We start from the raw sequence: 12,868 nt of genomic DNA, 5'->3' as shown, positions 1-12,868 counted from the left end.
CTTTTAATATATTAATCTTCAATAATTAAAGTAAAAATATGCTGACATCTCATTTTGCAACTCAACCTCTGATTTACTAGATTTTATTTTTAATTATAAACGACAATTACATGTACCTCCTGAGGCGCAGCCTTTAGAATCCGTTTTAAAAAATGGATTACCCACTTCAATCTTTACATTTTCTGACACAGATAATGCGATTGTAGTCAACACTTCATCTATTAAATTTTGTAATTGTACTTCCTTAGATTTGTAATCCATTACATTAGGCAACATTTCATAAGCTCGCTTACGTCGACGTGTATCTAACATTACATTTTGATAATCTGGGTGATATCTACCAAAGCGCATCACTTCATCATAACGTTCTTTTGATTTTAAAAAAGCTTGATACAGTAAATGTGCTTCATCATCTTGTTTAAGTGTTTTTTGAGCTTCTCTATAATTAAAATACACTTTTGATTGTACAATCATGTCTGATAAATCTTCAATTTCATCTAAAATTGATAATGTTTCCTCTGTATACATTATCGGTCACCTCACAACCTATTTTTGTACAAAAATAAGTGAATAATAATTTCTCATTACTTCTCCACCCATTTCATTATACTTTTTATTTAACATTCTTGAACGGTGTATATCCGAATTCATCCAACTATGAATTAATGTAGGCACGTCATCAAAATCATAGCCCACATTTTGACTTGTAGCTATAAAGTCAATGTTTTCGTTACCAAGTTGGCTCTTAAGGGCTTCTTCTGTAAATTCAACATCTTCTGTACCAGTTGCTTCATATAAATTTGCTGAAGCAATATGTGAAATGTCTGAATTTACTTTCAATGGTGGAATATGTTTTAAATCTCTCATTTGATTAGTAATTTCATAGAGAGTTATCAATTGATTTGGGCTTTGTTCATATGGTAATGAATCTTTATTATTTCTGTCATTATTAAATTTATCATCTGAAATATCTTCTTCATCTGTTAATTGATAAGGTTTTATAAATGCTAATAGTTCTTTATCTAGATATCGAATACCCATAATTCGATTTGATTGTTGATCCACATAAACTTGAGCATAAATATTACCATATTTAATTAGAGTTTGAGTTTTAATATCTTCATCTGATAACTCAAAATTATATTGTTTTCCATTCACTTTAAAAGAGGGGTCAGGATTAATACTAGTTTTTTCAAATATATGTGAAGCATTTTCATTGATTTTTAATGATCCGGTTTGAGCTTTTTCTCCAGTAGCATAAACAGATTTAATTTCATCATGTTTTGTAGTAACAATATAATATTGTTGTTTTCTCTTAAATATATAATCAGTATATCCGCCTTTAACAGGATATGTACGATTTGCTTGTCCATATTTATTTGTAAGATAATTAATATCTTTACCTATCCAAGTACCTATCCCATTTTTGGGAGCAGGATTTTCAGTCTGTTTTTTCACGGAATGTGATACTTGATTTGAATGACTTATTTTATTGTTGTTATTAGGATTTTCAAGAACATCAAATTTTAATCTTGGTGAGTAAAATAAATAAATTAAAAATGTAATTAAAAATACGACTCCTAAAACTTTGATTACTAACTTAGTCATTGCTCCCCCACCTCTTTAGAATTATATATATTGTACAAAATAACTATTTTAACAATCAAGCCATTCTTTTTTTCTAAACTCCAAATTTATTAATTAAACTACATTATACCTATTTACAAATAAAATAAACAATTAATATTAAAACATAATTTATACTAAACAATTTGATCATCGACTGCCAAAATATTAAAAATACCTGAGACACTCATTATGTCCCAGGCTATTCTTTAAAATATTCAATATTGTTATAAACCTAGTGTGGCTTTAATCACCGATGTAGTTTCTCCACCTGGATAAATTACATATAGTAATAAGTATACTGCCACACCTGTAATACCAGTAAAGAACCATATAATTGAAGCGACAGGTCCGATTCTTCTATGCCATTTAAATTTATCTTTAAATGCAGTAATAATTTGAACTAATCCTAATACGCCACCAATCGTAGCAAGATTAATGTGGAAGATTAAGAATATCTTATAATATGTTCTAACAGAATCTGGACCACCAAAATCTGTATTACCTATAAATATCGTTCGAGTTGCGTAAATTATAAAAAACGTTAATGCGAAAAATGCTGCCCATAACATAACTTTTTTGTGAGTATTAACATGACGATGAGCAATTTGCCACCATCCTATTGCTACTAAAATAGCACTAATTACGATACAGCTTGTACTAATAGTTGGTAGAATTGGTAAACTCATATGTTCCATCCTTATTTAACTTAGATATTTTAAATCATTTTTATTAAAGAGATGACAACAACTAATGCAAAGAATACTACTAAATAATTTAGTGAATAGATAAACATTTTTGTTGCCCACTTAGTTTGATCAGTATTTTTCTTAAATGTTGTTAAACCTATAAAAATCCATCCAAGATTTAATAAAGTTGCTAATACAACAAACGTAGTGCCTAAACTAGATAATAAGAACGGTAATGGTAATAAAAATACTAACCAAATAAACATACTTACTCTTGTACGTTTAAAGCCTTTTACTGAAGGTAACATAGGAATATTTGCTAATGAATATTCATCACTACGTTTAATAGCTAAAGCATAGAAATGAATAGGCTGCCAACAAAAGACAACTAAAAATAAAGCAAAAGCTACAAGACTTATTTGTCCATCAATAGCTGTCCATCCAATTAAAGGTGGCACAGCACCTGGAAAACTTCCTACTACTGTGTTCCAAGTCGTATGTCTTTTAGACCAGATTGAATAATATGATACATATCCTACTATACCAAAAAGTCCTAAAACACCTGATGGCACATTTAATAAGAATAAACATGCTTCTCCTACTAACATCATACCAAAACTTAACATTAATAAATGTTTATCTGAAATTCTATCGTTTACTGTTGGTCTACTTTGTTTACTTGGCATAATTTTATCGATATCTTGATCATAATAATTATTTAATGCACAAGCACCACCCATAATTAATGTCGAACCTATCAACATTAATAGGATTTGAGGTATTGACGATAGGAAGGAATGATTTGTCATTACAATAGCTAACCAAGCGCCTGCAAAAGCAGGAATTAGGTTACCCTGTACCAAGCCCATTTTAATAATTTGTTGTAGTTCTTTAAAAGACACTCTACTTGACGGCTGTGATAAAGTGTGTTCTTTACTCATGGTTCCCCTCCTTAAAATTTTCATATAGTACTATGATATAATAATTACTTATAAAAGGCTAGGTTATATCTATTTAAATTGTGACACTTTAACGACTTCCTGTCTCACTAATTTTTTGTCTTTAATTATTGTAGTATAATAGTTGTAATATTTATAATTATATCTTTTATATTAAAATCAGAGCATAAATGGATATCATATTACAAAATATTTTAAATTAATGATGGGGTGTTTAAACTTGTTTAACAAACGAAACCTTAAATGGTTATCAATCGTAGCAACAATTATTATGGCATTGGTACAACTTGGGGGCGCCTTAGTAACTAAGACGGGCTCTGAAGATGGCTGTGGTGCTTCATGGCCTTTATGTCACGGCGCTTTATTACCTCAGAATTTGCCAATTGCTACAATCATTGAATTGAGTCACCGAGCTGTATCAGGTTTATCATTAATTGTTGTGTTATGGTTGGCCATCACAGCTTGGAAAAATATAGGATACATAAAAGAGGTTAAACCTTTAGCAATTATTAGTGTCGCTTTCCTATTAATTCAAGCCTTAATTGGCGCAGCAGCTGTTATTTGGCAACAAAATTCTTACGTTTTAGCCTTACATTTTGGAATTTCATTAATTAGTTTTTCTTCTGTGTTCGTATTAATGCTTATTATTTTTGAAGTGGATAAAAAATATGAGGCTGATGAATTATTTATAAAAAAACCATTGCGCAATCTTACTTGGATTATGACGGGCGTTGTTTATGTCACTATTTACACTGGTGCTTTGGTTCGCCACGCTAAAGCAAGTTTAGCATATGGAAGCTGGCCATTGCCGTTTAATAATTTAGTACCCCATACTGAGCAAGATTGGGTACAATTTGCACATCGCGGTATGGCATTTATCACTTTTTGTTGGATTATGATTACATTTATTCATGCCATCAAAAATTATTCTGAAAACCGTACAATTAGATATGGCTATACTGCTGCATTTATTTTAATTATTTTACAAGTGATTACGGGTGCATTGTCTGTAATCACACATGTTAATTTAATTATTGCATTGCTACACGCACTTTGTATTACTATACTTTTTGGCTTAATCGCTTACTTTATTTTACTCATGCTTCGTTCAATTAGAAGTGAAAAATCAAAAATCAAATAAAGTTTTAAAAGACATGTTAGAGTTATTGTAAAACATGGAATCTCTAACGTGTTTTTTATGCAAAAAAGCATAAGATAGAATGTCATTTAACTTTCTATCTTATGCTTTTAAACTTTTTAATACCTACTCAGATTTTTCAATTTCGATTAATAAATCTCCCGTTGCAATAGCATCACCATTTCCAACAGTAACTTTTTTAATCACTCCATTAAATGGAGCTTGAATTGTTGTTTCCATTTTCATGGCTTCAGTGATTAATAGTGGTTGATTTACTTTAACCTCATCACCTACTGAAACTTTAACTTCAGTCACACTTCCTGGCATTTGAGCTCCTATATGATTTGGATTTGTTTTATCTGCTTTAGGTTTTACATTCGCATTTGTTTTTATGTTTTCATCTTTAATCGTAATACGACGAGCTTGACCATTCATCACGTAATAAATTGTTCGATTACCCTTTTCATCTGCTTCACTAATTGTTTCAAGTTTAATAATTAAACGTTTTCCGTTTTCAATTTCAATTTCTACAGTCTCACCGTTACGCATACCAAAGAAGAATGTCGGTGTATCAAGTAATGATAAGTTACCATATTGTTGTCTAGTTTGAATAAATTGATCAAATACTTTTGGATAAAGTACATAACTTATAATATCTTGCTCAGTCACTTCACCATAATTTTTATCTTGTAATTGTTCTCGTATTTCATCAAAATCTACTGGTTTTAAATATTCTCCTGGACGTTCAGTTAGCGGTTGTTGACCTTTTAAAATAATATCCTGCAATTGTTTATTAAAGCCATTTACTGGTTGACCAATCTCACCTTTAAAGTATGACACTACTGATTCAGGAAAATCTAATTTATAACCTTGTTCAATAATAGATTGTTCATCTAAATCATTTTGTACCATATATAACGCCATATCTCCTACCACTTTTGAAGATGGTGTCACTTTAACAATATCTCCAAACAAGAAATTAACACGACGATACATATCTTTGACTTCATTAAAACGTTCACCAAGACCTAAACTTTTAGCTTGTTGACTTAAATTAGAGTATTGACCACCTGGCATTTCATGTTGATAAATTTCTGTATTAGGTGACTTAATATCACTTTCAAAGTCAACGTAGTATGGGCGAACAGTACTCCAATAGTGACTTAGTTCTTCTAAACCTTGAATATCTGTACGCATATTTCGTTTAAACCCATCTAATGCATAATATAAGGAGTTCACACTTGGTTGACTTGTTAAGCCACTCATCGATGCAATAGCTGTATCGATAATATCTACACCAGCATCGATGGCTTGTTTGTAGGTTAATAAACCATTTCCACTTGTATCATGTGTATGTAAATGTATTGGTAAATTAACTGCAGCTTTTAATTCTCCAACCAGTTCATATGCTGCTCTAGGTTTTAATAAGCCAGCCATATCTTTAATTGCTAAAATATGGAAACCTTCACGTTCTAATTCCTTAGCTAATTTAACATAGTAATCTAAAGTGAACACATTTGAACGTTCTGAGTTTAAAATATCCCCTGTGTAACAAATAGTACCCTCTGAAATTTTACCTGCTTTTTGTACCGCTTCATTTGCCACTTTCATTTGATCTACCCAGTTTAATGAGTCGAAAATACGGAAAACATCTACACCTGCTTTAGCACTTTCATCTACAAATTTTTGAATTACATTATCAGGATAATTCTTATAACCCACAGCATTTGAAGCTCTTAATAACATTTGGAATAATACATTTGGAATCGCTTTTCTAAGTTTTTCTAAACGCTCCCAAGGATTTTCTTTTAAGAAGTTGTATGCCACATCAAAAGTAGCGCCTCCCCACATTTCTAAAGAAAAACTATCTTTAAATACTTCAGCAGTTTTAGAAGCTATATTTAACATATCTTTTGTACGTACACGCGTAGCAAGTAAAGATTGATGCGCATCACGGAATGTCGTATCAGTAATTAAAACATCATCTTGTGCTTTAACCCAATCTGCAACTCCACTAGGGCCTTTTTCATCTAGTAATTGTTTTGTACCATATAGATGTTGAATTTTCTTTTTTGAAACTTGCGGAATCGAAGTTGACTCATAGTCTGGCTTCGTACGTTTTTCGACATTCGGAAAACCATTAATGGTTACATTCCCAATGTATTCTAATGTTTTAGTACCACGGTCTAATGTAGGTGCAATATCGAATAATTCCGGTGTTTCTTCAATAAATTTTGTTGTATAATCTCCACTTCGGAATTTTTCATTACGCATAACGTTAACTAAAAACGGAATATTTGTTTTTACACCACGAATACGCATTTCTCGTAAAGAGCGTTCCATTTTTTCTTCAGCTTGTTTAAAAGTAATGGCATGAGTAGATAATTTCACTAATAGTGAGTCATAGTAAGGCGAAATTTCAGCGCCTTGGAAACCATCTCCTGCATCTAAACGTACACCAAAACCACCACTTGAACGATAAGCAATAATCGTACCAGAATCTGGCATAAAATCATTTGTAGGATCTTCGGTAGTGATACGACATTGAATAGCATAACCAAGTGTTTGGATTTCTTCTTGAGGAGGTAAAGCGATACGTTTGTCAAATAGACTTGCTCCATCTGCTACTAAAATTTGAGTTTTAACGATATCAATTCCTGTAATCATTTCTGTAATCGTATGCTCTACCTGAACACGTGGATTGACTTCAATGAAAAAGAATTCATCGCCAGATACTAAAAATTCCACTGTTCCAGCGTTAACATATTTGATATTTTTCATTAATTGTAATGCAGACTGACAAATACGTTCTCTTAATTCATCAGGTAAGCCTACAGATGGTGCTACCTCAACTACCTTTTGATGACGACGTTGTACAGAACAATCACGCTCATATAGATGAACAATATTACCATATTCATCTCCAATAACTTGAACTTCAATATGTTTGGGATTATCGATGTATCTTTCGATATATACTTCACTATTACCAAATGATTTTTGTGCTTCAGATTTCGCACGATGAAACGCATCTTCTAATTCACTTTCTTCGCGAACAATACGCATACCTTTTCCACCACCACCACTTGTGGCTTTAATCATCAGTGGGAATCCTGCTTCTTTAGCAAATGCCTTTGCTGCATCAAAATTTTCAATTGGTCCATCTGTTCCTGGTATAACTGGTAAATTTGCTTTAATTGCAGTTGTTCTTGCTTTTACTTTATCACCAAACATATCTAAATGGTCTAGGTGAGGACCAATAAATGTTATGCCCTCTTCATTACAACGTCTTGCAAATTCTTCATTTTCACTTAAAAAGCCATAACCAGGATGTATTGCATCTACATTCGCACGTTTTGCTATTTCAATAATACGTTCAATATTTAAATAACTTTCGGCTGGTCCTAAATCTTTTCCCACTAAATATGATTCATCGGCTTTATATCTATGTAATGAATTTTTGTCTTCGTTTGAATAAATTGCTACTGTTTGAACATTTAATTCTGTTGCTGCTCTAAAAATTCTAATTGCAATTTCACCACGATTGGCTACTAATAATTTTTTTATATGATTCAAAGAAGAAACACCCCTTTATATTTTGAATATTCTAACTAATTAGATAATAAAATTTTATCTTAAAATACATGAGAAAGCTAATACTTTTTTACATACAATTTATAAAATGAAAATATAGTAAATAGGTTAGCTTAATCACTATTTTAAAATGTAATCATTAATAATTATTATACTTAATAACTTTATATTATCATTTATAGTTTGAAGACGCTACTGTAGACTAGTAATCCTTTAACTTGTCACATAAATGTAAAAAGAGTGGAAGCAAATTTTTTAATTCTTGCTTCCACTCTTAATAATGTTAGTTACATATTTACATCTATCATTAAATGATTTTAATATTGTCTAGGAATATCCACTTTTGTTTTTTTATTTTTTATTGCTCTTTTTTCTTCAACTTTAATTTGTCTTGCTACTAACAATAATAATCCCATAGCAATACTTAAGCTGATCATTGATGAACCACCAAAACTTATAAATGGAAGAGGAACCCCTGTAAGAGGAATCGTAGCTGATATACCTCCTAAATTTACGAACGTTTGACTACCAATATAACTCGCTACACCAACACATATTAATTTATAAAAATATGAAGATGTTTTAGTGGCTAATATAAATGCACGGAATACAATAAAAAATAATAATCCTATTACTAATAAGGCACCAATCAGTCCTAATTCTTCACAAATTACTGCGAAAATAAAATCTGTATGCGCTTCTGGAAGATAGCCAAGTTTCATGATTCCATTACCTAATCCTCGACCAAATAATCCTCCATTTCCGATTGCCATTAATGAATTGGATAAATGATACCCAGTTCCAGAAGAAGAACTAAAAGGATCGTAAATTGTACTAAAACGTGCCTTTAAATATTCTGGCATCATTCCAGTGAAAATAAAGAACCCAGCAATAAGAATAAATCCAAGAATAATATATAAAATAGGTCCTTTTACTATTTTCTTAGCACCTATACCTACGAATAAAAACATTGCTAATATAATAATTAATGTTAATAATGTTTGTCCAATATCTCCTTGTAAAAGTACTAAACCTAAACAAAGGATAATTAAAATAATTGGCCCTTTGATAATTCTTAAATTACCTCTTAACTGCGGTAATTTTTTACTTAATACATAAGAAATATAAAGAATTAAAGCAATTTTTAGCAACTCTGAAGCTTGTAAATTCATAAATCCTAAGTCAAGCCAACTTTTTGAACCATTAATATTTTTACCTACCAATAATGTTAAAAATAAAAGGACAAAGATGATAATCATAATCCACTGTTGAACTTTTGATTGTTTAAAGACTTTTATATTCATCATAAATGAAATAAAAAAAACAATAATGAAACTCATGATAACATAAATTAATTGTCTGTTATAAAAATATGTACCTGAAACCTCAACGCCACCTGTTAACGTTCCTTTAGTAGCTGCCACCATACTGGCACTATAAACCATCACTAAACCTATAAAACACAAAATAACATATGAAATTAATAATGGATAATCGATAAACTTAGAGGTTCTACCTATGTATCGAAATATATTTTTTAAATTATTCATAAAAAAGATCATCCAATTCTAAAAATTTAAACTATATATGCTCATTAAAACGATTTATCAAATTAAATTCTGTCTAAACTATTATATACTTTGTAATTATTAATTAACAAACATAAACGTAAAAAATAAAATAAAAGGACTGAAAATATTATTTACATAACATTTCAGTCACTATCATAAATTATTACATCTATTAATTCTTGCTCATTATAACACTTTCATATTCAAAGCATTAGACTTAGAGTTATACGTTTGTGAATGCTTCATGCAATTTAGATAATTCTTTTTCTAAACGAAGCATTAAATTTTTACCGTCTTCTTTATCAACTAAACCAAGTTTCACAGCAAAGTCTACTTCTTTTTGTAAACCAAACATTTGTGTGTCGAGAACCTCTTCATATAGTGGGCAAGATGGCATAGTTAAATTATCCATTTGAACCTTAATTAAATGCAAGATTCGGTCAGCATCTTGATTTAATTGCTCATAAGCTGCACTATTTATGTTCATTTGCTTCGGCATCACATTCTCCCCCTATCATTAAATATCTTCATATCAGAAGTTTATCCTACTACCTTTTAAAAAGCAAGTTTATTCAATAAACCCTTCATTTTAAATATGATAAAATAATGGTTAGATTGAAACTAGGGAGTGGGCAAGATGATTCAAATTAAAGGAGACGTCAAATTTCCTATTACTTTAGATAGTACAACATGGATTTTTGATGATAGAAAAGTAAAAATAGAAGATATTGAAAACGGTATTTTTGAAGGAACTAAACCTATTAAATTTGAAGATAACCGCGAATGGAATAGGGCTATTTTAGAAGGACAAACCAATCCTCCTACATTAAACTCTGAAATTAAGTATCGTAAACGTGCTGTATTAGAAGATTCATTTGCAATAAATATGACACCATTTTTTAAAAATGCAGAGCCTTTAGAAAGTGCAACTACAATTAAACTTTCAAATGATACATCTTCAATTGAAATTCCATTAGAATTATTACCTTATCTATTTTTCCAATTTGCTAAAGATGGTAAGCGATTGTACGATGATAATTCAGTAGATAGCTTTGTTTATAATCCCGAGGAGAACGCCTATTCATATCACTTTAAATATGTAACTCGTATTGAGGTGATTTAAGTTGCGAGAAGTACAATGTATTATTTGTGATACTAAGGTCTTAATTGATGAACGTACAGTTGAAGCTAAACGTCTACGTAATAATCCAATTAAAACATTCATGTGTAGTGACTGTAAAAGTCGATTAGACACACCTAGACAACGACCAAATGAAAATCGTAAATTTAATCTCCATTTTCCAAATGAAAACTTATAGTATACTTTTCAATAATAAAAAGACGCAACATCAAATTTGATGTTGCGTCTTTTTATTAGTTTTATTGATCTTGCATCATTTGTTTTACACGTTTCGCTTCTTTTTCACGTGCAGCTTTATTTAAAATTTTCTTTCTTAAACGGATACTTTGAGGCGTTACTTCAACCAATTCATCATCATTAATATATTCTAATGCTTCTTCTAACGTTAAAATTCTTGGACGATTCATTGTTTGAGTTTGATCTTTTGTTGCTGAACGTACGTTAGTTTGATGTTTAGCTTTAGTAATATTAACTGTTAAGTCGTTTTCACGGTTATGTTCTCCTACAATCATACCTTCATAAACTTCAGTACCTGGTTCCATGAAGTTTACACCTCGGTCCTCTAGACCAATGATGGCATAGGCTGTTGCTTGTCCTTGATCCATTGAAATTAATGCACCATTACGACGGCCACCAATTTGTGCTTTAACACGAGGTCTAAATTCTTCAAATGTATGATTAATAATGCCATAACCACGTGTCATAGACATAAATTCAGTTGTATATCCAATCATACCACGTGCAGGTACCATAAAGATTAAACGTGTTAATCCATTATCAGTTGTTAACATGTCTAACATTTCACCTTTACGCGCACCAAGTGATTCAATCACTGCTCCAGCATTTTCAGATGGAACTTCACATTGAACACGTTCAAATGGTTCACTTAATACACCATCAATTTCACGTAAAATAACTTGAGGTTTAGAAACTTGAAGTTCAAACCCTTCACGTCTCATATTCTCAATTAAAATAGATAAGTGCAACTCTCCACGGCCAGCTACAATCCACGTATCTGGAGAATCTGTTGGTGTAACTTTTAAAGATACATCTGTTTCAAGTTGTTGATCTAACCGTTCTTGGATTTGACGAGCAGTTACAAAATCACCTTCACGACCAGCAAATGGTGAATTATTTACTTTGAATGTCATTTCAAGTGTAGGTTCATCAATACGCAATACTGGTAACGCTTCTTGATGATCATGTGGTGTAACTGTTTCACCTACGTTGATATCTTCCATTCCTGATACAGCAATTAAATCTCCCGCTTGTGCTTCTTCAATTTCTTCACGTTTTAAACCAAAGAAACCAAAGATTTTTGTTACACGGAAGTTTTTCACTGTACCATCTAATTTAATAAGCGATACATTATCGCCGACACGCATTTTACCTCTAAATACACGACCAATACCAATACGACCAACGTAATCATTATAGTCTAATAATGCTACTTGGAATTGTAGTGGTTCATCACTGTTATCAATTGGAGCAGGCACGTAATCAAGAATTGTTTCATATAAAGACTGCATGTTTTCATCTTGTTTTTCAGGATCAAGACTCGCTGTTCCATTTACAGCTGATGCATAAACAACTGGGAAATCAAGTTGTTCATCATTTGCTTCAAGTTCAATAAATAAATCTAATACTTCATCTACTACCGCTTCTGGTCTAGCAGAAGGTTTATCAATTTTATTAACTACTACAACAGGTTTTAAATTTTGTTCTAATGCTTTTTTTAGTACGAAACGTGTTTGTGGCATCGTACCTTCGTAGGCATCTACAACAAGTACAACACCATCTACCATTTTCATGATACGTTCAACTTCACCACCAAAGTCAGCATGCCCTGGTGTATCTAAGATGTTAATTCTTGTACCTTTATAATTTATCGCAGTATTTTTAGCAAGAATTGTAATACCACGTTCTCTTTCTAAGTCATTAGAGTCCATTGCTCTTTCATCAACATGCTCATTTTCTCTGAAGATTCCAGATTGTTTAAGCAATTCGTCAACTAGTGTTGTTTTACCATGGTCGACGTGAGCAATAATTGCAATATTACGAACATCTTCTCTTCTATTAGTCATTTTATAATATCCTTTCTTGAGTAAATTCCCACTTTTAATTGCAACTTTTTTATTATATCATAATAT

At 31.2% G+C, this 12,868-nt stretch carries 11 protein-coding genes; 3 read left to right on the top strand and 8 right to left on the bottom strand.

Annotated elements, in window-relative coordinates:
• Positions 1-93: 93 nt before the first annotated feature.
• From HMPREF3131_RS08365 to cyoE, 4 genes are all read right to left on the bottom strand, one after another.
• Entirely contained in the window at positions 94-528 is a 435-nt protein-coding gene (locus HMPREF3131_RS08365; protein ID WP_049382517.1) for a YlbF/YmcA family competence regulator, read from the bottom strand.
• Positions 529-546: 18 nt separating this feature from the next.
• The gene (locus tag HMPREF3131_RS08360) at positions 547-1,608 is read right to left on the bottom strand and encodes a CAP-associated domain-containing protein (RefSeq protein WP_049382518.1); all 1,062 of its coding nucleotides are present in this window, start codon (positions 1,606-1,608) and stop codon (positions 547-549) included.
• Between the two features lie 245 nt (positions 1,609-1,853).
• Positions 1,854-2,315, bottom strand: coding sequence for a DUF420 domain-containing protein (locus tag HMPREF3131_RS08355; protein WP_017175732.1), 462 nt, complete (start codon positions 2,313-2,315; stop codon positions 1,854-1,856).
• Positions 2,316-2,344: 29 nt separating this feature from the next.
• Positions 2,345-3,256 carry a heme o synthase gene (gene cyoE, locus HMPREF3131_RS08350; RefSeq protein WP_017175733.1) on the bottom strand — a complete coding sequence of 304 codons (912 nt, stop codon included), beginning with the start codon at positions 3,254-3,256 and terminating at the stop codon, positions 2,345-2,347.
• A gap of 238 nt (positions 3,257-3,494) precedes the next feature.
• Here cyoE and HMPREF3131_RS08345 point away from each other — a divergent pair, with 238 nt between their 5' ends.
• The gene (locus HMPREF3131_RS08345; protein WP_017175734.1) at positions 3,495-4,415 is read left to right on the top strand and encodes a COX15/CtaA family protein; all 921 of its coding nucleotides are present in this window, start codon (positions 3,495-3,497) and stop codon (positions 4,413-4,415) included.
• A gap of 123 nt (positions 4,416-4,538) precedes the next feature.
• Here the strand turns inward: HMPREF3131_RS08345 and HMPREF3131_RS08340 are convergent, their stop codons facing one another.
• The 3 genes from HMPREF3131_RS08340 to HMPREF3131_RS08330 all read right to left on the bottom strand — a co-directional run bounded on the left by HMPREF3131_RS08340 (position 4,539) and on the right by HMPREF3131_RS08330 (position 10,076).
• Positions 4,539-7,988, bottom strand: a complete 3,450-nt coding sequence (locus HMPREF3131_RS08340; protein ID WP_070436619.1) for a pyruvate carboxylase — start codon at positions 7,986-7,988, stop codon at positions 4,539-4,541.
• A 335-nt stretch (positions 7,989-8,323) separates the two neighbouring features.
• A complete protein-coding gene (gene ftsW / locus HMPREF3131_RS08335) occupies positions 8,324-9,556 on the bottom strand; it encodes a cell division peptidoglycan polymerase FtsW (protein WP_017175736.1) in 1,233 nt (410 codons plus the stop codon).
• Positions 9,557-9,800: 244 nt separating this feature from the next.
• Positions 9,801-10,076 carry an Fpa/YlaN family protein gene (locus HMPREF3131_RS08330; protein WP_017175737.1) on the bottom strand — a complete coding sequence of 92 codons (276 nt, stop codon included), beginning with the start codon at positions 10,074-10,076 and terminating at the stop codon, positions 9,801-9,803.
• 138 nt (positions 10,077-10,214) lie between these two features.
• Here HMPREF3131_RS08330 and HMPREF3131_RS08325 point away from each other — a divergent pair, with 138 nt between their 5' ends.
• Both HMPREF3131_RS08325 and HMPREF3131_RS08320 read left to right on the top strand, forming a co-directional pair.
• Positions 10,215-10,700 (top strand): hypothetical protein, encoded by a 486-nt coding sequence (locus HMPREF3131_RS08325; RefSeq protein WP_017175738.1) that lies wholly within the window; start codon positions 10,215-10,217, stop codon positions 10,698-10,700.
• Between the two features lies 1 nt (position 10,701).
• On the top strand, positions 10,702-10,896 hold the full coding sequence (locus tag HMPREF3131_RS08320) for a DUF2197 domain-containing protein (RefSeq protein WP_002449988.1): 195 nt from the start codon (positions 10,702-10,704) through the stop codon (positions 10,894-10,896).
• Positions 10,897-10,957: 61 nt separating this feature from the next.
• Here the strand turns inward: HMPREF3131_RS08320 and typA are convergent, their stop codons facing one another.
• On the bottom strand, positions 10,958-12,802 hold the full coding sequence (typA, locus tag HMPREF3131_RS08315; RefSeq protein ID WP_017175739.1) for a translational GTPase TypA: 1,845 nt from the start codon (positions 12,800-12,802) through the stop codon (positions 10,958-10,960).
• Positions 12,803-12,868 lie beyond the last annotated feature (66 nt).

It is taken from the genome of Staphylococcus sp. HMSC14C01, from assembly GCF_001808085.1.
In the GTDB taxonomy this organism is placed as follows: domain Bacteria; phylum Bacillota; class Bacilli; order Staphylococcales; family Staphylococcaceae; genus Staphylococcus; species Staphylococcus hominis.
Note: the sequence above shows the minus strand (reverse complement) of the source record. Positions and strands in the feature narration are given on the sequence as shown.

Excerpts from the sequence above, each read along its gene's own strand:
- ftsW (WP_017175736.1), bottom strand. The coding sequence starts at position 9,556 with ATGAATAATTTAAAAAATATATTTCGATACATAGGTAGAACCTCTAAG.
- HMPREF3131_RS08360 (WP_049382518.1), bottom strand. The coding sequence starts at position 1,608 with ATGACTAAGTTAGTAATCAAAGTTTTAGGAGTCGTATTTTTAATTACA.
- HMPREF3131_RS08330 (WP_017175737.1), bottom strand. The coding sequence starts at position 10,076 with ATGCCGAAGCAAATGAACATAAATAGTGCAGCTTATGAGCAATTAAAT.
- typA (WP_017175739.1), bottom strand. The coding sequence starts at position 12,802 with ATGACTAATAGAAGAGAAGATGTTCGTAATATTGCAATTATTGCTCAC.
- cyoE (WP_017175733.1), bottom strand. The coding sequence starts at position 3,256 with ATGAGTAAAGAACACACTTTATCACAGCCGTCAAGTAGAGTGTCTTTT.
- HMPREF3131_RS08365 (WP_049382517.1), bottom strand. The coding sequence starts at position 528 with ATGTATACAGAGGAAACATTATCAATTTTAGATGAAATTGAAGATTTA.
- HMPREF3131_RS08325 (WP_017175738.1), top strand. The coding sequence starts at position 10,215 with ATGATTCAAATTAAAGGAGACGTCAAATTTCCTATTACTTTAGATAGT.
- HMPREF3131_RS08355 (WP_017175732.1), bottom strand. The coding sequence starts at position 2,315 with ATGAGTTTACCAATTCTACCAACTATTAGTACAAGCTGTATCGTAATT.